Annotated in this window: 23 protein-coding genes; 16 read left to right on the plus strand and 7 right to left on the minus strand. The window is 53.5% G+C overall.

The features are described from left to right. Window positions 1-50 precede the first annotated feature (50 nt). Entirely contained in the window at window positions 51-650 is a 600-nt protein-coding gene (locus tag KNP75_RS03275) for a helix-turn-helix domain-containing protein (protein ID WP_021066527.1), read from the plus strand. A 49-nt stretch (window positions 651-699) separates the two neighbouring features. Next, window positions 700-1,188, plus strand: a complete 489-nt coding sequence (locus tag KNP75_RS03280) for an SMI1/KNR4 family protein (RefSeq protein ID WP_215189845.1) — start codon at window positions 700-702, stop codon at window positions 1,186-1,188. A 38-nt stretch (window positions 1,189-1,226) separates the two neighbouring features. Here KNP75_RS03280 and KNP75_RS03285 read toward each other — a convergent pair whose 3' ends face one another. The 3 genes from KNP75_RS03285 to KNP75_RS03295 all read right to left on the minus strand — a co-directional run bounded on the left by KNP75_RS03285 (window position 1,227) and on the right by KNP75_RS03295 (window position 3,789). Next, window positions 1,227-1,652 carry a hypothetical protein gene (locus KNP75_RS03285; protein ID WP_034778678.1) on the minus strand — a complete coding sequence of 142 codons (426 nt, stop codon included), beginning with the start codon at window positions 1,650-1,652 and terminating at the stop codon, window positions 1,227-1,229. 63 nt (window positions 1,653-1,715) lie between these two features. Further along, window positions 1,716-2,909 carry an ABC transporter permease gene (locus KNP75_RS03290; protein ID WP_214796913.1) on the minus strand — a complete coding sequence of 398 codons (1,194 nt, stop codon included), beginning with the start codon at window positions 2,907-2,909 and terminating at the stop codon, window positions 1,716-1,718. Further along, on the minus strand, window positions 2,899-3,789 hold the full coding sequence (locus KNP75_RS03295; RefSeq protein ID WP_034778673.1) for an ABC transporter ATP-binding protein: 891 nt from the start codon (window positions 3,787-3,789) through the stop codon (window positions 2,899-2,901). Before KNP75_RS03295 ends, KNP75_RS03290 begins: the two co-directional genes overlap by 11 nt. A 116-nt stretch (window positions 3,790-3,905) precedes the next feature. Between KNP75_RS03295 and KNP75_RS03300 the strand changes: the two genes are divergently transcribed. Next, window positions 3,906-4,850 carry a VOC family protein gene (locus KNP75_RS03300; RefSeq protein ID WP_215189846.1) on the plus strand — a complete coding sequence of 315 codons (945 nt, stop codon included), beginning with the start codon at window positions 3,906-3,908 and terminating at the stop codon, window positions 4,848-4,850. After that, window positions 4,847-5,446: an alpha/beta hydrolase gene (locus KNP75_RS03305; RefSeq protein ID WP_215189847.1), complete on the plus strand. Its 600-nt coding sequence runs from the start codon at window positions 4,847-4,849 to the stop codon at window positions 5,444-5,446. Before KNP75_RS03300 ends, KNP75_RS03305 begins: the two co-directional genes overlap by 4 nt. Here KNP75_RS03305 and KNP75_RS03310 read toward each other — a convergent pair. Next, window positions 5,443-5,931, minus strand: a complete 489-nt coding sequence (locus tag KNP75_RS03310) for a hypothetical protein (protein WP_034778666.1) — start codon at window positions 5,929-5,931, stop codon at window positions 5,443-5,445. The genes KNP75_RS03305 and KNP75_RS03310 overlap by 4 nt on opposite strands. A 252-nt stretch (window positions 5,932-6,183) precedes the next feature. Here KNP75_RS03310 and KNP75_RS03315 point away from each other — a divergent pair, with 252 nt between their 5' ends. From KNP75_RS03315 to KNP75_RS03340, 6 genes are all read left to right on the plus strand, one after another. Beyond that, window positions 6,184-6,738 carry a hypothetical protein gene (locus KNP75_RS03315; RefSeq protein ID WP_214753921.1) on the plus strand — a complete coding sequence of 185 codons (555 nt, stop codon included), beginning with the start codon at window positions 6,184-6,186 and terminating at the stop codon, window positions 6,736-6,738. A 23-nt stretch (window positions 6,739-6,761) separates the two neighbouring features. Continuing rightward, window positions 6,762-7,817: an acyltransferase family protein gene (locus KNP75_RS03320; protein WP_215189848.1), complete on the plus strand. Its 1,056-nt coding sequence runs from the start codon at window positions 6,762-6,764 to the stop codon at window positions 7,815-7,817. 73 nt (window positions 7,818-7,890) lie between these two features. Next, the gene (locus KNP75_RS03325) at window positions 7,891-8,226 is read left to right on the plus strand and encodes an Asp23/Gls24 family envelope stress response protein (RefSeq protein ID WP_034778659.1); all 336 of its coding nucleotides are present in this window, start codon (window positions 7,891-7,893) and stop codon (window positions 8,224-8,226) included. 200 nt (window positions 8,227-8,426) lie between these two features. After that, a complete protein-coding gene (gene pgmB / locus KNP75_RS03330) occupies window positions 8,427-9,092 on the plus strand; it encodes a beta-phosphoglucomutase (protein WP_215189849.1) in 666 nt (221 codons plus the stop codon). Window positions 9,093-9,239: 147 nt separating this feature from the next. Continuing rightward, window positions 9,240-9,650 carry a Rok-like winged helix domain-containing protein gene (locus tag KNP75_RS03335; RefSeq protein ID WP_214707142.1) on the plus strand — a complete coding sequence of 137 codons (411 nt, stop codon included), beginning with the start codon at window positions 9,240-9,242 and terminating at the stop codon, window positions 9,648-9,650. Between the two features lie 124 nt (window positions 9,651-9,774). Continuing rightward, a complete protein-coding gene (locus KNP75_RS03340; protein ID WP_214707144.1) occupies window positions 9,775-10,827 on the plus strand; it encodes a glycosyltransferase family 4 protein in 1,053 nt (350 codons plus the stop codon). Between the two features lie 52 nt (window positions 10,828-10,879). Here KNP75_RS03340 and KNP75_RS03345 read toward each other — a convergent pair whose 3' ends face one another. Together KNP75_RS03345 and KNP75_RS03350 are read right to left on the minus strand one after the other, a co-directional pair. Then, on the minus strand, window positions 10,880-11,902 hold the full coding sequence (locus KNP75_RS03345) for an LCP family protein (RefSeq protein ID WP_215189850.1): 1,023 nt from the start codon (window positions 11,900-11,902) through the stop codon (window positions 10,880-10,882). Window positions 11,903-11,943: 41 nt separating this feature from the next. Next, window positions 11,944-12,585 carry a YigZ family protein gene (locus KNP75_RS03350; RefSeq protein ID WP_034778649.1) on the minus strand — a complete coding sequence of 214 codons (642 nt, stop codon included), beginning with the start codon at window positions 12,583-12,585 and terminating at the stop codon, window positions 11,944-11,946. Window positions 12,586-12,759: 174 nt separating this feature from the next. Between KNP75_RS03350 and KNP75_RS15805 the strand changes: the two genes are divergently transcribed. The 6 genes from KNP75_RS15805 to treC all read left to right on the plus strand — a co-directional run bounded on the left by KNP75_RS15805 (window position 12,760) and on the right by treC (window position 19,677). Further along, window positions 12,760-13,884, plus strand: a complete 1,125-nt coding sequence (locus KNP75_RS15805; RefSeq protein ID WP_215189851.1) for a sensor histidine kinase — start codon at window positions 12,760-12,762, stop codon at window positions 13,882-13,884. A gap of 25 nt (window positions 13,885-13,909) precedes the next feature. Further along, a complete protein-coding gene (locus tag KNP75_RS03360; RefSeq protein WP_034778646.1) occupies window positions 13,910-14,602 on the plus strand; it encodes a response regulator transcription factor in 693 nt (230 codons plus the stop codon). A 94-nt stretch (window positions 14,603-14,696) separates the two neighbouring features. Then, entirely contained in the window at window positions 14,697-15,545 is an 849-nt protein-coding gene (locus KNP75_RS03365) for a DegV family protein (protein ID WP_034778644.1), read from the plus strand. A 91-nt stretch (window positions 15,546-15,636) separates the two neighbouring features. Continuing rightward, the gene (treR, locus tag KNP75_RS03370; RefSeq protein ID WP_251128274.1) at window positions 15,637-16,302 is read left to right on the plus strand and encodes a trehalose operon repressor; all 666 of its coding nucleotides are present in this window, start codon (window positions 15,637-15,639) and stop codon (window positions 16,300-16,302) included. Between the two features lie 205 nt (window positions 16,303-16,507). After that, a complete protein-coding gene (gene treP / locus KNP75_RS03375; protein WP_034778639.1) occupies window positions 16,508-17,956 on the plus strand; it encodes a PTS system trehalose-specific EIIBC component in 1,449 nt (482 codons plus the stop codon). An 83-nt stretch (window positions 17,957-18,039) separates the two neighbouring features. Further along, a complete protein-coding gene (treC, locus tag KNP75_RS03380) occupies window positions 18,040-19,677 on the plus strand; it encodes an alpha,alpha-phosphotrehalase (RefSeq protein WP_215189853.1) in 1,638 nt (545 codons plus the stop codon). Window positions 19,678-19,729: 52 nt separating this feature from the next. Here treC and KNP75_RS03385 read toward each other — a convergent pair whose 3' ends face one another. Continuing rightward, on the minus strand, window positions 19,730-20,083 hold the full coding sequence (locus KNP75_RS03385) for a hypothetical protein (RefSeq protein ID WP_215189854.1): 354 nt from the start codon (window positions 20,081-20,083) through the stop codon (window positions 19,730-19,732). Between the last annotated feature and the right edge of the window lie 171 nt (window positions 20,084-20,254).

Consider the following 20,254-nt stretch of genomic DNA (forward strand, 5'->3'; position numbering starts at 1 on the left):
ATTTTTTTATGGATTCGGGAACTATACTAAAAAGAGAGGGGGAGAGAGACATGGATGGAAAAAACGCACCGTACCGGGGTTATGGGGATCGGATTCGAATATTACGTGAGCGGGCCGGCATCTCGGTCGAGGCACTCGCCGATCGCATCGGCGTCGCCCCGTACTTTATTCGCCGGACCGAACTGAGTGAAGTCTACCCGACGATGCCTTACATAGAGGCGCTCGCCGAGGCGCTCAAGATCGACGCGAACTATTTGGCCCGCCATATTTGGACGGGCGAGTCGCTCAAAGTGCTCATGAAAGGGACAGTCCCAGAACTTGAGCAGATGAAGCTCGCCTACGATGAGGCGATGCACGGCAAGTCGACCGAGGACATGCAGCGGCAGCTCGAGGCACGCATGCGCATCTTCGACCTGATGCATGAGGAAGAACTCCGTCGCATCTTCGCCGAGGACGAAGAACCGACGTCACATCATGCGCTCGAGGCGCTCGTCGATGCCGTGCTCGACCTGGGACGCTCGCACGAACCGACGCATCGGATCGTGCCGTTCGCCCGCTATATCGAGCAGCTCGTACCGGACCAGTTCGTCGACAACTCGTTCCAATACACGGAGTTCGGGGTCGTCGATAAATCGTATAAATTGCAGTGAAGGCCGTGGGGGACCACGGTTTTTCATTATGGATGAAAGGAACAATGTGATGATTGCTGTTCAAGTACTGAAACGACGGTTGGTGAACAACCGGCTCGATGTCCAGTTAGAAGAAGGATACGTGAATCAACTGACATTTTCCTTCAACGGTCCAGCTACTGCGACGGAGTTAGAGCGGTTGCCGAAAGAAACACCGGTAGCGGTCCGTGCATGCTTAGGCGAACATAACGGTGCCAAACTGTTCGAAGACCCGGAATACGGCGGAGCAATCGAATTGTTCTCGATCGAGGACATCCTTGAGCACCAACAATTATGGGAGTGTCCAGCACGTTTTTTGCCGGTCGGGGCAGGGCGTGACGGAGAATGGATGGTTTGCGAATACATAAGTGAGACGGACAACCGGATGTGGATTGGAGAATTTTTGAGCTTTGACGAAGAGGACGCTAAATTACATCGTTTTCCCTTCAGCTTTTCGCAGTGGTTGGACTATGTGATTGTGGCACAAGGTGCTTCATTTTGGGATTGGTATCGAGCATAAAAAAGAACGGCCGCCCATTTGGGTGGCCGTTCTGTCGTTCAGCGCACAGAACGTGCGTCATATCTTACTTTCGGTCGTGTCCCGGCAAGTAAAAAGCCGAGCACGATGTTGAGAATCGTGAGCACCCAACCGACGTAACCGAACGTGTAGGCGAGGCTCGCGAGCATCGTCTGCCAGTCGAGTAAGGACGCGGCGTCACCACGAACGGTGAAGCGGATCGCGGTGAATCCGATGAGCGTCGTCGTCGTGATCAAGATGCCGATCCACGCGCCGCCGAACCGCGACGTCTCTGGACGCCGGCTGACCGGATACCAAAAAGCGAGCGTCCCGAGGAACGTGCTTCCCGCGTATGCGAGCAAGATTTGCCACAGCGCATCGGCGTCCAAGAAGACGGTATAACAGATGAACGTCGTGAGCGTCGTCATGAAAGTAAAGATTAAAGCTGCGAGTAATCGTGATCGCATTGTTCGTTTCCTCCTCATTTTGCACATTCTTTAGAGTATACGAAAACGAAAATGCTGTAAACGTTATTGTCGATTCTGTAATATTTGTCGCCATTGTTTAATCGCGTTGTTGCCGTAGAATAGGACGCCGCCGCGATAAAATTTCGAGCCGACCCACAAAATCACACCGATCGTGGCAATCATGATGCCGATCGACAACGCGACTTCCCACACCGGCACATCGACGAGCATGACACGAAGGAACATGAGCATCGGCGTGAAGAACGGGACGTACGACAAAATCGTGACGATCGGTGCTTCCGGGTTGTTCAAGCCGAACATGGCGGCGAGGAACCCGGCGACAAGGAGCATGATGACCGGCATCGTCATCTGTTGCGATTCTTCGACCCGGCTGACGAGTGAGCCGAGTACGGCGAACATGGCCGCATAGAGCAGGTAGCCGAGCGTGAAGAACGTCAACAGGTAGACGACGGCCCGGACGTTGCCGGCGTTATCGATGACCGACTGGGCCATCTCGTTACTGCGGGCGCTGAAGTACCCGAAGCCGAGGAAAATCGCGATTTGAAGCAACGCGAGCGTCCCGATGGCCGAGATTTTGGCGAGCATGTGCGTCACCGGATGCGTCGTCGAGATGATCAGCTCCATGACGCGTGACGACTTCTCGGTCGTGACCTCGGTCGAAATCATCGAGCCGTACGTGATGATTGAGACGTAGAGCAACATGAGCATGACGTAGACGAACGCGAACGACGAGAACAGTTCGTCCGAGTTCTCTCCGCCGCGGCCGAGATACGACTCTTCGACCGTGACAGGTTCATTCAACGCCGCGAGGACGGCCGGATCGATGTTCGACGTCTCGATCAGTTCGGCGTTCCGGATTTCGCGGAGCGCCGTCTGGAGGACCGTCGTGAAGTCCGGTTCTGGGCGTTCCGATAGAACGCGGGCCGAATCGCCCTCGATGAAGGCGACAATCTCATAATCCCCATTGTCGAGGCCAGCACGCGCCTCGGACTCGGAGATCGCGGCCGATTCGATGTCTTCATAACCGAGCGACTGCATGAGCGTCGTCAGGTCGTTGTTTTCAGTGACGAGGATGGCTTGGGCCTGGTCGGTATCCTCGAAGTTCGCGAGCAGACGGTCGATGTTCGTGAAGCCGAGGATGAACAAGATCGTTAAAATCGTCGAGATGAGGAACGCCTTTGAGCGCAGCTTCGAGCGTAACGTGAACGAGTAAAGTGGTCCGAAGTTATGAAACATGTTGACCGACCTCCTTGATGAAGATGTCGTTTAATGAGACGGGTTGGCGCATGAACGTCTTGACGGCGGCACCGTTCGAGACGAGGGCCCCGAGCACCGCATCACTGTCTTCAAATGAGTCGAGTCGGACGAAATGGCCGTCTTTATGCGGCTCGATCGCCCGGACGACCGGGAGGGCTTGGAGCACGTCAGGTCGGTCCGTCTCGATAAAGAGCACCGGTTCAGCGTAACGTTCCTTGATCGTCGGAACGTCGCCGCTGACGACCGCGCGGCCGCCTTTCAAGATGCCGATATGTTGGCACAGCTCCTCGACGTGCTCCATCCGGTGGCTCGAGAAGACGATCGTCGTCCCGGCGTCGCGGAGGGCGAGCACTTCACGTTTCAAGATCTCGACGTTGACCGGGTCGAGCCCGCTGAACGGTTCATCGAGGATGAGCAGCTCCGGGTTGTGGAGCAGGGCGGCCACGAGTTGAATCTTCTGCTGGTTTCCTTTGGACAGTTGTTCGACGCGCATCGTCTCATACTGCGGGATTTCGAGTCGTTCGAGCCATGACTTGACCGCCCGTTTCGCCTCGGCTTGGCGCATTCCTTTCAAGCTTGCTAAAAAGACGAGCTGGTCCCGGACGGGTGACTTCGGATAGAGGCCCCGTTCTTCCGGCAGATAGCCGACGATGCGGTGGTCGACTTTTCGGCCGTCCCAGAGGATCGTCCCGTCACTCGGTTTTAGGATGTCGAGAATCATGCGGAACGTCGTCGTCTTCCCAGCCCCGTTCGCTCCGAGCAGGCCAAACATCTCGCCTTTCGGGACGTGGAAGCTCAAGTCGTCGACAGCCGTGAATTCGCCGAACTGTTTTGACACACGATCGATTTGTAACGTCATATATGTACCTCCTTATAGGTGTCTACTATTAGCGTACGCCATATTGAGCAAAAAGTTTCACATTTCTTCGAAAATGATTTATCTTGAAATCAAGATAATAAAAAGGAGGACATGAGATGACGAAGCAATCAGCGGGTATCCATCACATCTCGGCGATGGTGAAAGACCCACAACGCACATTAGACTTTTACGGGAATGTCCTCGGACTCCGGTTCGTCAAACAGACGGTCAACTTCGATGACCCGGGCACGTACCATTTCTACTTTGGGGACGAGCAAGGGTCACCGGGGACGGTCATCACGTTCTTCCCGATCCCAGGGATCGGCAAAGGCAGCGTCGGCAGCGGACAAGTCGGGGTCACGGCTTACCTCGTCCCGGAAGACAGTCTCTTGTTTTGGGAGAAACGATTGAACGACCATGGCGTCGGCACGGTCGCGACCGAACGGTTCGGCGAGCCGTCGCTCTTGTTTGAAGACCCGGACGGACTCGTCGTCGAGCTCGTCACCCGGGCGAGTTCGAAACAGACGAGTTGGGTCGTTCCGGGCGTGACATCAGCTGAAGCGATCACCGGTTTTGCCGGGGCGACGCTGTTGTCGAAAGACCCTGAGGCGACGGTCCGCTTGTTGACGGGACTGTTTGGCTTTGAGACGGTAGGGGAAGATTCAGAATGGATTCGCCTACAAGCATCGGCCGACTACGGCAACGTCATCGACGTGAAAAAGACTATCCTGCCGAACGGAGTGCCCGGTTCGGGGACGGTCCATCATATCGCGTGGCGCATCAATGACGGAGAAGACTATACCTCATGGCAAGACGCCATTTTCGAGCTCGGGCTCCGTCCGACTGAAGTGAAGGAGCGCCACTACTTCCGCTCGGTCTACTTCCATGACGCCGGCCGAATTCTACATGAACTGGCGACCGATGCGCCCGGCTTTTTGATCGATGAGAGTTTGGAGGGCCTCGGCTCGACGCTCCAGCTCCCGGCATGGTTCGAACAAGACCGTGACGCGATCACCCGTACGTTACCGACAATTACAATCCCGAGAGGAGATATGACATGATACATCAATTCATTCAAGGCACGACCGAGACAACACTCGTTTTATTGCACGGCACAGGAGGGACGGAGCAGGACTTGATTCCGCTCGCACGAAGACTCGCTCCCGAGGCGAACATTTTGACGCTCCGAGGGGACGTGCTTGAGAACGGCATGTCCCGCTTCTTCCGACGTCACGCGGAAGGCGTCCTCGACCTCGAGGACTTGAAGAAACAGACGGAACGGTTCTTGACGTTCTTGGATGATGCGGCGGCGGAATATGGCATCGACCGCGACAAGATGATCCCGCTCGGCTATTCGAACGGGGCCAATTTGATCGGATCGGCGCTTTACCGGAAGAATGCGTTCCACGCATCCCTTTTGTTCCACCCGATGGTGCCCGACCGTTCACTCACGTTGCCAGACCTTACGGGGGCGAACGTGTTCATCTCGGCTGGGGAGCGTGACCCGATTTGCCCGAAAACAGAAACAGAAGAGCTCACATCGACGCTCCGAAGTGCCGGAGCGGACGTTGAACTCTTCTATCACGAAGGCGGGCACGAGCTACGTATGGAAGAAGTTGAGGCAGCGCAGACCTGGCTGGCGCCCTATCTCGGTTAAGCCATCTTCTTCGGTTTCGATGGTCTCGAGTAGACGACGAGCACACCACGATCAATCAAATAGGCGGCGAACAGACGTTTTGCCTCTTCAGAACGGACAGTTCGGTCGATTTGGATATACAATCGGCCGAGCTTTTTTTGTGACGTGCGGGTCAATAACCAGATGGAGTCGAGCGTGTACTGCCAGCTACGGAGTGTGTCGGCCCCGATGTACATGTATCGGTTCGATGTACGTTCGAGCAGGTAGTTGAGCCACCAGACGTCACGCGCGAGTTTCATGGCGACACCGATAAAGAACGAAAGGAACACAAAGGACAGCACGGACAGAATCGGATGGATGGCGGTGAATCGTTCCCGGATCGGTTCGAAGGCGACGATGAGCAGTCCGACGGAAAAGGCGCCGGTGAACCACCAAAATCCGAAGTTAGAGAATGAACGTTTCGGGTCATGTACCATGTGGTGACGGTTACGAATGACGGAAGCCATTCTCCACACCTCCTTTTATTAGAATATTCTGATTATTTGGTAAGACTACTATACTATACTGTACCCACTCTCGTCTATTTGAATACGCTTGAAACATGCTGTCGGATGAAGATTTCTTGACGTTTCGGCTTGCGAAGGGCAAATCCGGGGAATGATGACAGTGACGTCATCATTTTTTTGTGGAAACGTAATTTCATCAGTTCAAAAAATCGGCTATGATGAATGAGGCAAAAAATGAAGCGAGGGAATTGGATGAAGAAGATGAAGGTGGGCGAGTTGCGGGCCGAGCTCAAGCAATTCGACCAAAACGAGTTGATTGAGCTCATCGTCGGTCTGTATAAACAGCATGCAGACGTGAAGACGACGTTGAACCGTTATTTCAGCGAAGGCTTCGAAGCTGAAGAGATGCTTCGGCTCATCAAAGAGATTGTCCGACTAGGGGACAAGGGAACGAATCGTTTTTTGATGAACTTTAACATGTTGCGTGAAGGGGCGGCCATCGTCAAAGAAGCAGAACGTTTCACGGATCCGGTGCTCACGGAACGGGTGCGCATCTTCTATCTCACTTATTTTGGCGGATATGTCGCGGAAGCTGGACAGCTGCTCGAAACGCAGGCTCCTCGCGAACTCGAGGTGTTCTTTACGCAGTTTGAAAAGATTATGCGGTGCGCTCAGGAAAACCCCGGATTGCTGTTGCCACTCGAAGACGAAGTGGGCGAGATGCTCGAGGAGTTTCCAATTGAACGGAAGAAAGAAACGATTGCCTTTTGGAATCGTCAAAAAGAATTGGCTAAACAACAATATTGATTTATAGAACTTGAGGGAATATCATGCGAAATCATTGGTACGATAATATTAAAGGCGTGCTCGTCTTGCTCGTCGTGTTCGGTCACTTGTTGACGGACGTGCGCGGTGCTTACGACGATATCTTGCCGAAATGGGTCTATTTATTCTTATACACGTTCCACATGCCGTTATTCATTATGCTGAGCGGTTACTTCTTCCGGGAGAACCGCTATTTGCGCATCATCCAGCTGTTCGTCGTCTACGTCATCTGGCAAGTGATCCTCGGCTCATGGTTTGCCTTCACCGAGGGCATCCCGCTCTTGTCGCTCGAGAACCCGGGACTGATTCTATTGAAGCCGTATTGGGCGCTCTGGTACTTGATGGCGATCATCATCTGGTACGTCATCACCCCGTATGTGACCCAGTTGAAAGGATACGTGCTGTACGCGCTCCTATTCGCGCTCTTGTTCGGCTTCCAAGCTGAATCGACCGGGTTCTTCGCCCTGCGGAAAGTCATCATGTTCTATCCGTTCTTCTTGATCGGGAACTGGATGAGCGCGCGGAACACGATGAACTTCTTCGAACTGCCGAAGCGGGCCGAGCAACGGAACCGGTATCGGATTGGCGGATTCGCCGTCTTCACGACGCTCACACTCGGGCTGCTCGCCTCGATGAGTCTTCAGAACGAGAGCGCGTTCTATCATATCGGCAACTTGTTCAAGTTCCGGTTCGCCTATGAGACGGCGGTGCCGGAGGCGATTTGGAGCGGGCCGTTCGCCTTCTTGATCGTCTATACGGTATCGATCCTCATGGCGATCAGTTTCGCACTCATCATCCCGGGGCGCGAGCTACCGGTCATCACTCGGGCCGGAAAATACAGTCTCTACATTTATCTGGTGCACGTCTTCCTCGTCGTAGCCTGGAAGGCGTTCGTGCCGGCCGGGTTCATGCCGACGTCATGGCTCCAATTGCTCGTCTTGTTCGGTGTCGCCTTCTTGATCGTCCTATTGATCATCAGTCCGCCGGTCGTCAAGCTATTGAAGCCGCTCGTCGAGATTGACGTTCGCCGTGCCCAAGATGTGAAAGATGCAAAACCGTAAACCCTTTTCTAAACGGACGTTTTCCGCTACACTTTATAAAGGGAAGCGAAACTAGAGTTAAGGAAGTGACACCATGCCATACGAAAATGGAATGCATAGCACAGAAGGAGACGTCAACGTCTCACGTCACGTCGTCGAAATGATCGCCGCAGTCGCGGTCAAAGAGACGAAACACGTGTCGTTCACGCAAGAAGATACGAAACTGTCGGAGCGTGCGCTCATGAAGCACGTCAAAGTCGACGAGTCGTCAGAAGGCGTCACGATCAACTTGTCGCTCTACATCGCTTACGGTCAGTCGATCGTCAAGACGGTGACGGCCGTACAGGAACGCATCACGCAAGACATGGACACGATGCTCGCGATGACACCGCTCTCGGTGAACGTGAAAGTGGTCGGGATCCAGTTGTAAGCAGTAGGAGAGGCGCAGGCTTCTCCTACTTTTTTATTTTTTTGCGAAAGCGGTTGCATGATGGTAGCTTTTTCATTTATAATAGAAATCGAACAAGTGCAACCGTTTGCATCAATGACCAATCGTGCAACGGGTACTTGTCAAGTTCCCTTAATGTAGTCTGACGACAGAAACATTAGAAGGAAAGGCGGAAAGCATGTATGTCGACGATTGAAGCAGTCATTTTTGATTTGGACGGTGTCATCACTGACACCGCGGAGTACCATTACCTCGCTTGGAAACAACTTGGAGAAGAGCTTGATATTCCGTTTGACCGCGAGTTCAATGAGACGCTAAAAGGCGTGAGTCGGACGGACTCGCTCGAGCGCATCCTCGCGCTCGGTGGGAGACAAGACGATTTCACACCGGATGAGAAAGCGGAACTCGCACAGAAGAAGAATGAGCATTACGTTGAACTCATTCAACACATCTCTTCAGACGATTTGTTGCCAGGCATCATTTCATTCCTCGATGAAATCAAAGAGGCTGGTCTCAAAATCGGAATGGCATCGGCTTCTAAAAACGCATTCGCGGTCGTAGACGCACTTGGTGTCCGTCATTACTTCGATCACATTGTCGATGCAGCAACTGTCGCCGAATCAAAACCACATCCCGAAGTGTTTTTGAAGGCTGCCTCTGCCCTTGGCGTGAAACCCGAACATGCCATCGGCGTTGAAGACGCAGCCGCAGGCGTGACTGCAATCAAAGCGGCAAACATGTTTGCTGTCGCCGTCGGGGAAGAATCGATGCTTGGTCATGCAGACCTCATCGTCGCTTCGACCGACGAACTCTCGCTCGAACGCATCCTCGAACGCGTCGGCGCGTAAAGACTACGATCATCTTCCGTGAGATGACGACTGCCCCGAACAGTCGTCATCTTTTTGTGTTGGGTCAAAAATTAGATTATCAGAAGTTGAATTTGGATGACAAACATATTACAGTAACGTTACACTTTAAATTGAGGAGGGATAATAATGGAATTTAAAGAAGTCAATGATAGTATTTATCGTGAACTAATGGAAATTGAAGAATCGTATCGTCAACTTCAAAGACGTGCTGAGTATTTGATTTCAGAACTTAATCGTAGTCAAAAACAAGAAACACTCACAGAGTCACTTAGAAGGTTACGACCTAGACGTGTTAATCAGCGTTATCCTATTGAAGTTTATGTACACCAAGTGACTGATTTGTTAGCAGAGCGTAAAACAATGAACGTTCGAGATATACAAATGGAACTAGAGTTACGCTACCGTCACCAAATCAGTAATATTTACCAGTTGATGGTGAAAATAGAGACAGTTAATCCGTCAATAAAAAAAATAGGACGAGGGTTATATACATACGAAGTCATAGAAGAAACGACAACGAATTCTACTGTCCAGTGATACTCCTGATGATGCATAAAGTCGTCGGGATTTTTTCGTTGTAACATTTCTGATACGTTTCGCCTCAAGAGAAATATGCTATAATTCGCCAGAGTCTATTTTTACGAGAGAGGAACGTTGGCCCATGTTATGGATTGCCATGTTGGTCAGTTTTGTGATGGCCATCTTGATCACGCCGCTCATTCGCCGGTTTGCTTTTCTGATCGGAGCGGTCGATCACCCGAACGCCCGAAAAGTACATTTAAAAACTATGCCACGGATCGGTGGCCTTGCTATTTTCATTGCTTTTTTCATCGGTTATGCTCTTTTGCTGCCGACGAGTCGATATAATGATGCCATCCTGATTGGGGCGGTTGTAATCATCTTGACCGGTTTTATCGATGACCGCTTTCAAATGACAGCACGCGTTAAATTGATGGGCCAGATGATTGCAACAGTTATTATTTTGAATTCAGGTATGCGGATTGAATTGATTAATTTGCCCTTTGATCAGCAATTATATTTAGGCTGGTGGAGCGTCCCGTTAACGTGCTTGTGGTTGATAGGTATTATGAATTCAATTAACTTAATTGACGGTCTTGATGGGTTAGCTGCCGGTGTTTCGAGTATCGCGCTTGGAACAATTGCAATATTAGCCATAATTCAAGGGAATGTGTATTTAACGATCACTACTTTATTGTTACTTTCAAGTGTATTAGGTTTTCTTATATATAATTTTTATCCGGCTAAAATCTTCATGGGAGATACTGGATCGTTATTTCTTGGATATATGTTAGCTGTTTTTTCATTACTTGGCTTCAAAAATGTTACTCTTTTTTCTTTAATAGTACCGGTAATATTATTAGGCTTACCTATTTCTGATACTATATTTGCTATCATGCGTCGTGTAATTCAAGGACGTCCGCCAATGTCACCAGATAAATCCCACATGCATCACCAACTAATTGCTATGGGCTTCACGACACGGCAGGCCGTTCTGCTCATGTACGGGATGACATTCTTCTTCGGCATCGCCTCGATTTTGTTCGCCAAGACGACGATGCTCGGGGCGGTCATCACGTTCGTCATCGTGCTCATCGTCATCGAGCTGATCGTCGAATCGACCGAGTTGATCCATCCGAACTATAAGCCGATCATCCAGACGTCACGACGCCTGCTCGGCCGGCCGAAGGCCTGATGTGACCATATGAAAACGACCGGGGACACGCGTCCCCGGTCGTTTTTTGGTATCAGTACGTCGTCGTCTCGCTGAAACCGTCTTCCGTTTCATTCAAGCCGTCGCCGGTTCCGTTGTCACTGTCTTCCGCCGTCACCGGCAGGCCGAGCTCGCTCTTCAAGAGTGTGCGTTTCTCGCTCAAGTCGGCCGGGTCGAGTTCGTAGTAATACACACCGCCGAGCGTCAAGTCACCGCCTGCGAGCGTCTCTTGGTTGAACGACCGGAGCGACTTCGTGTACGGCTGCAGCTGTGACGCCTCGGACAAGGACATATTCGTTCGGATGTTATCGCCGACCGCATTCATGATCCGGTTGAGCTTCGTGAACGAATTGATCGTCGTCGCCTCGTTGATGATGGCCTCGAGCACCTGCTGTTGACGTTTCACCCGTCCGACGTCACCCTCGGGGTCGTCTTTGCGCATGCGCGCGTAGGCGAGTGCTTCTTTTCCATCTAACATTTGGACGCCGGGTTCGAGCTCGACGTTACCGGTCGCCCGGCCCGAGATTGGGACGAGCACATCGACCTCGACACCGCCGACCGCATCGACGAGATCCTCGATGCCGTCAAAGTTGATCGTCGCGTAGTAGTCGATTGGAATGTCGAACAGCTTCTCGACCGTCGCGATCGTCGTGTCGATGCCGCCGTAGGCGTAGGCGTGGTTGATCTTGTCTTTGAACTCGCCGTCCGTCGTCACGATGTCGACATATGAGTCGCGCGGGATGCTGACGAGCGTCACTTGGCGCGATTCCTTGTTGAACGTCGCCACCATGAGCGAGTCGGTCCGTCCTTCCTCGAGCGAGGCACCGCCATCGACGCCGGCGAGTAGGGCGGAGAAGTGATCTTTCGTCAGGTCGACCGTCTCTTCCCGACGGTCCGACTTGTCACCTCGTGTCAGCTCGCTGTTCGTGTTCTCCGCCGTCTCGTTCGCCTTAAAGACGAAGTAGCCGAAGGCCGACCCGCCAATCAACAGGACGAGGCCGAGCACGAGCAGGACGATCTTCCACACGGGGCGTTTCTTGCGGGAGTCTTGTTCCATGTCGTCTCCTCATTTCATTCGTTTCCTTTAGTATACGTGACCTACCGCACAAAATCACGTTCGATGATGCGCTGGTCCTGGGTCTCGAGTCCCCCTTGTCCGTTCGTCAAATCGACGAGCCATGCCATTGCGGCCTCGGTCTCTTCGACCGGCACCGAGATGTGGAACGTGACGGTGTCCGCGTAGACGATGTCGTCGAGGAGGTACGATGATTGCCGCAGTTCGTTCTCGACCTTGCCGATCCAGCCGTAATCGACCGTGAGCGTCAAGCGTTGCATCGGGATGCGCTCGACGATGCCGACCGCGTCGAGACCTTCGCTCACCGTGCCGCCGTATGCGCGGATCAGTCCGCCGCCGCCGAGCTTGATGCCGCCGAAGTAGCGGGTGACGACGACGACCGTGTCTTTCAACTCGCGTTTCCGGAGCACTTCGAGCATCGGCAGCCCGGCCGTCCCGCTCGGCTCGCCGTCATCGTTCGCTTTTTGGAACTCGTTCCGCTCGCCGATGATATAGGCGGAACAGTTGTGATTGGCGCTCCAATGTGCTTTCTTGATGGCTTGGATGAACGCCTGTGCCTCTGCTTCAGAGGTGACCCGTTTGAAGTGGGCGATAAATTTTGACTTTTGAATGACGACCTCGTATTCTCCGTCTTGTTTTATAGTATAATTTTGTTCAGTAGACATTTCTGAAAATTCTCCTTTCTATTTTTGAATATTTTTTTTAAAATTCAAGTAGGCGTCAACGCCTGGTGCGGCGAATGGGAAGGAGAGCCTCCATTTTTTACTGTAATCGAACGTTCCGCAGTCGATAATAGGAATAGATGAAGACTTACTACCGAATTATTAGGGGATGGCATCGTGAATCATATTACCGATCGTACAGCTTTAGAACATATCATAACAAATATGATTGATACGGTGACGGAAAGTAAAGAGGAGATCGTCCGGATTACCGAGAGTTCGGCCAACGAGTATTCGTTGATTCAAAACGAACTGAGAGAGTTGACGCATAAGATCGAGTTTTGTATCGAGGAGTCGGAGCGGCTCGACCTGCTCGTGAAAGCGGCGAAGAACAAACTCGTCCAAGTAAGCAAGAAGTTCCATATACATAGCGAGCAAGAGATCCGAGAGGCGTATGAACGCGCCAATCAAATGCAGCTCGAACGCTTTCTCATCCAAAAAGAAGAGATGGCCGGCCAACAGCGTCGCAACGACCTCGAACGCCGCCTGCTCGTCCTCGAGGACACGATCGAACGGGCCGACAAACTCGTCAGCCGCGTCTCCGTCGTGCTGAACTTCCTTCGGGACGATCTGCAGCAAGAGTATTCGGACATGATGAAGAAGCAAGAGATGGCAATCAGCGTCTTCGAGGCGGCCGAACGTGAACGGCGCCACCTCGCCCGTGAGATGCACGACGGACCGGCGCAATCGCTTGCTCATATTTTGATTCGAGCCGATTTGATCGAGAAGACGTTCGACAAGCGCGGGAAAGACGAGGCGTTCGCCGAACTGCACGAGCTGAAACGCCTCATCCGCGGTGCGCTCGTCGACGTCCGGCGGCTCATCTATGACCTTCGTCCGATGTCACTTGACGACCTCGGCTTCTTGCCGACGCTCGAACGATACCTCCATCAGACTGAGGAATATACGACCATCAAGACACGGCTCAACTACCGGGGGTCTCGGGCCAGATTGCCTGAGAAACTGGAAATCAACGTGTTCCGGCTCGTCCAAGAGGCCGTCCAAAACGCAATCAAACACTCGAAGACGGCGGAGATCATCGTCAACGTCGAGCAAGCGCATGACGCGATACATATTCATGTACGGGACCATGGGGTCGGATTCGTGCCGAGCACGATTTGCGAAGAGTCGTTCGGGATCGTTGGGATGCGGGAACGGATCGAGCTGGTGAACGGAAGTATGACCATTGATTCGGAAGTCGGCAAAGGGACGGTCGTCCGCATGTCGATTCCAATCACGTAAGACAAGAACAAGGGGGAGTATCCAGATGGAACAATTACAAACACGCATCGCGATCGTGGATGACCATGAGCTGTTTCGAGAAGGCTTGAAACGGATCTTTGATTTAGAGGATGAATTCACGGTCGTCGCCGAAGGACGGACCGGCACCGAGGCGATTCGCATCGCCGCCGACCACAAACCAGAGATCTTGATTCTCGATATCAACATGCCTGAACTGAACGGGATCGAGGCGACGAAACAGTTGTCGGTGCTGTCACCGGAGACGCGTGTCCTCATCCTGTCGATTCATGACGACGAGTCGTACATCACGCATGCGCTCGAAGCGGGCGCATCGGGCTTCCTGCTCAAAGAAGTGGCTTCGACCGAGCTCATCTCGGCGGTCCGTTCGGTCGCGAAAGACGGGGCGTACCTGCACCCGAAAGTGACGACGAACGTCTTGAAGGAATACCGTCGCTTGCTCCAATTCAAAGGGGAGCAGGCCGGCCGTAACGTCGAGAATCGCACGGACGATCCGGTCTACCAATTGTTGTCGCGCCGTGAAGTCGAAGTGTTGCACTTGCTCGCCGAGGGCCGCTCGAACCGCGACATCAGCGACATGTTGTTCATCAGCGAGAAGACGGTCAAGAACCACGTCTCGTCGGTGCTTCGCAAGATGGAAGTGAACGACCGGACGCAAGCCGTCGTCGATGCCATCCGCCGCGGATGGGTTGAGATTTGACCTCTACCGATGCAATACATCGTTTTTATGCTACAATATGGAATGGAATCCACATTCAATTGGAAAACGAAACGATGTAAAGTGAGGATATAGCATGGGAAACATAGCCATTTTGACCGACAGTACTGCCTATTTGCCGGCCGAATTTTGTGAGCGGCACGACATCCACGTCGCCCCGCTCAGCGTGATCTTTGACGGGGAGTCATTCCGCGAAGCCGTCGACATCACGACTGAGGCGTTTTATGACCGGATCGAGGCAGGGAACTTGCCGACGACTTCCCAACCGAGCATCGGGGAAACGATCGAATTGATTGAACGTTTGCCGGACGAGGTGACGGATGTGATCGCGATCACCCTCTCGAGCGGGATCAGCGGCACGTACCAGTCGATGATCGCCTTGAACGGTATGGTCGACGTCAACGTCCACGCCTTCGATTCGGAGATCTCATGTATGCCTCAAGCGTTCCTCGTCGAAGAAGCGATCCATCTGCGCGACGCAGGCGCGTCGGCACAGGAGATCATGGCTCACCTTGAAAAGATGCGCGAGTTGATTCGTGCGTACTTTGTCGTCGATGACCTCGATCACCTCCAACGAGGCGGACGACTCAGCGCGGCACAGGCGCTCGTCGGATCGTTCCTTCAAATCAAGCCGGTGTTGCATTTCCAAGACCGGTTGATCGTCCCGTTCGAAAAGATTCGGACGTACAAGAAGGCGGTCCGCCGCATCGAAGAGATGATGGAACAATCGATCGAGGGCGACGGTGCAGGCTACTGTATCGGCATCATCCACGCCAACTGCCCGGACCGTCAGGCCGAGGAGATCGCGTCGATGAAACAGAAGTTCCCACAGGCCCATGTCACGGGCGGTCATTTCGGACCGGTCATCGGGACACACCTTGGACCTGGTGCGATCGGCATCACGTGGTATCGCCGCGAGTGGTAAACAAAAGACGGCCATCCGGTCGTCTTTTTCGATAGAGAGGAGTGAGCCTGTGGCCAAATATCGTCAAATCTATGAGCGCCTCGCCGAGCGGATGAAGACCGGGGAATATGCGGCGGAGTCGAAGCTGCCATCCGAGACCGAGCTCATGCATGAGTATGAGGCGAGCCGAGGTACGGTCCGGAAAGCGCTCGACCTGCTCCAAGAGCACGGTTACGTCCGGAAGCATCACGGGAAAGGCGTCTTCGTACTCCGGCGCGACCAAATCGAGTTCCAATTCAACGGCATCGTCAGCTTCTCGGAAGTGTACGCTTCCTTGCTCGGCCGCTCGATCCAGACGTCGGTCGCTTCGTTCGAGGACATCGAGGCGCCGACTTGGCTCGGCGACCGGATGAACCTTGAGCCGGGGACGCGGATGTACCGGATCGAACGGGTCCGGAACTTCGACGGGGAGAACGTCATCCTAGACGTGAACTATTTCGTCAAAGACCTCGTTCCGGGACTGACGGAAGAAATCGCCGCCCGCTCGATTTATGAGTACGTCGAGCATGAACTCGGGCTCCAAATCAGTTATGCCAAGCGGAAGATCGCGGCCGAGGATGTGATCGAGCTCGACCGGATGAGGCTCGACCTCCACGATTACGAGTACGTCATCGTCATCACGAACGACACGTTCCTCTATGAGGGCAGACAGTTCGAGTATACCGAGTCCCGCCACCGGCTCGACAAGTTTCAGTTCAGTGACGTGGCGCGCCGCTAGTGCCCCTTCTTTCGAAGGGGTCTTTTTTTTTCGTTTTGAATCGAGGGGAGAGGGAACAAAAATAGTGAACGCCTGTCACGAATTTGTCACGCATAACTTATATAGATAAGTTGTTGACAGAACTCGTCTATATAAGTTAAACTTTGTTTGTACTCATAAGTAACCGTTTTCAACAAACGCTTTCAAACAAAGGAGGCCAACAAATATGAAGGCAGATTATCGTCAAATCGCCGCGGATATCCTTGAAGCCATCGGGGGCAAGGATAACGTCGACAAAGCGGCACACTGTGTCACGCGGCTCCGTCTTTCGTTGAAAGACCAGTCGCTCGTCAATGAAGCAAAAGTGAAAGAAGCTGATCTCGTCAAAGGGGCATTCGAAAACTCGGGTGTTTATCAAGTCGTCATCGGGGCCGGTGACGTCGAACGCGTCTACGCCGAATTCATCAAACTCGCCGGGCTCGAAGCGGCGACGGTCGCCGAGGTCAAATCGGCCGGCGGCAAGAAGATGAACCCGCTCCAAAAACTCGTCAAAGTGTTCTCGGACGTGTTCATGCCGATCATCCCGGCCATCATCGTCGCCGGTCTATTGATGGGGATCAACAACTTGCTCGCGTCGGAAGGGCTGTTCGTCGATGATGCGACGCTGATCGAGGCGTACCCGAACCTGCAAGGACTCTGGGACCTCATCAACATGATGGCGAACACGGCGTTCGTCTTCCTCCCGGCACTCGTCGGTTGGTCGGCGACGAAACGGTTCGGCGGCAGCGAAGTGCTCGGGATTGTCATGGGTCTCTTGCTCGTCCACCCGGACCTCTTGAACGCCTGGGGTTATGGGCAGGCGGCGCTTGAAGGCGACGTCCCGACGTTCAACATCCTCGGCTTGTTCGAAATCGAGAAAGTCGGCTATCAAGGTCAGATCCTTCCGATTTTGGCCGCGGCCTTCATCTTGAGCCATATTGAGATGTTTTTGAAAAAACACGTCCCGAACGCGATTCAATTGCTCGTCGTACCGATCACGACCATCGTCGTCACCGGTTTCCTCGCGCTCGCGATCGTCGGACCGGTCACACGCGGAATCGGGAACGTCATCGCGACGAGCCTCGTCAACGTGTTCGAAGTCGTACCGGTCGTCGGTGCGCTCTTGTTCGGATTGTTCTACGCACCGCTCGTCGTCACGGGGATGCACCACTTGTTCATCGCGATCGACCTTCAGCTCATCGCGGAAACGGGCGGTACGTTCATCTGGCCGATGCTCGCCTTGTCGAACATCGCCCAAGGCTCGGCTGCACTTGCCATGTTCTTCGTCTATAAGCACAACGCGAAACAAAAGAGTATGGCGTCGACATCAGCCATCTCGGCTTACTTCGGGATCACCGAGCCGGCCATGTTCGGGGTGAACTTACCGAACAAGTTCCCGTTCTACTCGGCGATGATCGGGTCGGCGATTGCCGCCGTCTTCATCACCTTGAACGATGTTCAAGCGATTGGGATCGGGGTCGGAGGACTACCTGGCTTCCTCTCCATCTTCACCGATAAGATCTTGCTCTTCATCGTCGGGATGATCATCGCGATCGTCGTGCCGTTCGCGCTCACATTCGTCTTGTCGAAGCGCTATATGAAGAAAGGTGAAATCGAAGAAAATAAAGTTGCATAAGAAGATGACTGACAAGGGGAGGGACGGAGGTTCTTCCCCTTTTCCTGTACAAATGAAAACTCTTACAAAAGGAGACTACACCTATGACACCATCAAACTGGCGCAAATCTGTCGTCTATCAAATTTATCCGAAAAGCTTCTATAGCCCGGAAGGCAATGCCACCGGCTCCATCAAAGGCGTGACGGCCAAGCTCGACTATTTGGCCGAGCTCGGCATCGAATACATCTGGATGACGCCGGTATACAAGTCACCACAAAACGACAACGGCTATGACGTCAGCGACTATTACGCAATCGATCCTTCGTACGGGACGATGGACGACCTCGATGAGCTCGTCCGTGAGGCCGAGGCGCGCGGCATCGGCCTCATGATGGACATCGTCGTCAACCACTCGTCGACCGAGCATGAGTGGTTCCAGAAGTCGCTCGCCGGCGACGAGCGCTACCGCGACTATTACATCTGGCGCGACGAGCCGACGAACTGGGAGTCGAAGTTCGGCGGCAACGCCTGGAAGTATGATGAGAAGAGCGGCCAATATTATCTCCACTTGTTCGACGTGACCCAGGCCGACTTGAACTGGGAGAACGAGCAGATGCGCGAGGACGTCTATGAGATGATGCGCTTCTGGCGTGACAAGGGCATCAAAGGGTTCCGCCTCGACGTCATCAATTTGATCTCGAAGCAGCAGGACTTCCCGGAAGACGACTCGGACGGCCGCAAGTTCTACACGGACGGGCCGCGTATCCATGAATATTTGAAAGAGATGAACCGCGAGGTATTCGACGGGCATGACGTTATCACGGTCGGCGAGATGTCATCGACGACGCTCGACCACTGCGTCCGCTACTCGAGCCCGGACGAGCGTGAGCTCAGCATGACGTTCAGCTTCCACCACTTGAAAGTCGACTATCCGAACGGCGAGAAGTTTGTCGCCGCGCCGTTCGACTTCATCCAACTGAAAGACATCATGTCGACGTGGCAGGAAGGAATGCACGGTAAGGGCTGGAACGCCATCTTCTGGTGCAATCATGACCAGCCGCGCGTCGTCAGCCGCTTCGGCAATGACACCGACCACCGCTTCGAGAGCGCGAAGATGCTCGCGACCGTGCTCCATGGCCTCCAAGGGACGCCGTACATCTATCAAGGCGAGGAGATCGGCATGACGAATCCGGGCTTCGACTCGCTCGACGAGTATCGTGACATCGAGACGCTCAATGTCTATAACTTGAAGCGCGAACAGGGTGTGTCACATGAGGATATGATGGCCGCCATCAAACAGAAGTCGCGCGACAACTCGCGGACGCCGATGCAGTGGGACGCGACGCCGCACGCCGGCTTCACGAGCGGGACGCCGTGGATCAACGTGGCGCCGAACTATCCGGACGTCAACGTCGAGACGGCGCTTGACGACCCAAATTCGGTGTTCTACCATTACAAGAACTTGATCTCGCTCCGCAAAGAGTTCGACGTGTTGACGGACGGGGACTATACGCTCCTCACACCGGACGCGCTCGATGTCTGGGCGTACACGCGGAAGACGGCAGACGAGGAAGTGCTCGTCGTCGCGAACTTCTACGGGCCCGAGACGACGTATGAGATTCCGGCAGGTTTCACGCAGGCCGAGGTCGTCAGCCACAACTATGACGTGCCCCAGCTCGACGGGACGACGTTGTCGCTCCGGGCGTATGAGGCGATCATGTTCTACAAACGGAACGCATAACGAGAAAAACTCGCCAGACGAAATCGTCTGACGAGTTTTTTGGTTATAGGTGTTAGTCGAAGGCATCACGTCGGTCCAATGACCGTGAGACGTTAGTGGCATCCCCGATATTGTCGTCCACGACGTCTCCGGCTCGAGTGACGCGCACCCACAACTCAGCTTCGACATGGGACGGGGACGCGAACAATACGTAATATTTCGCATCGTACAGGGATAAGTACGTCACGTCGGTCACGACGAGTTCCATCTCGGGATACGTCGTGTCGACATACGTTTCGGCTGTTCGGACGGCTCGTTGTTCGGCCGCCTCACTGCCGTTCAGCACATACCACACCCACCAACCGAGACAGAACACGGCCATCATTCCGAGTACGGTCAAGACGTTATGAAGCGGTCGTTTGTGCATCGGACACCTGCTTTCCAATTACTGGACTACACTCATTATAAAAGAGATGTTGCACCGTTCGCCTCGGTCGTAAGTCGCAAATGGCTCAGGTTCCGTACGGGAATGGTGACGCTACATGCTGACAACGCCTCATGTCCGACGGCTTCTCACATGATATCCTCATTCAAAAAG

Source organism: Exiguobacterium sp. s6 (genome assembly GCF_018618155.1).
In the GTDB taxonomy this organism is placed as follows: Bacteria; Bacillota; Bacilli; order Exiguobacteriales; family Exiguobacteriaceae; genus Exiguobacterium; species Exiguobacterium mexicanum_A.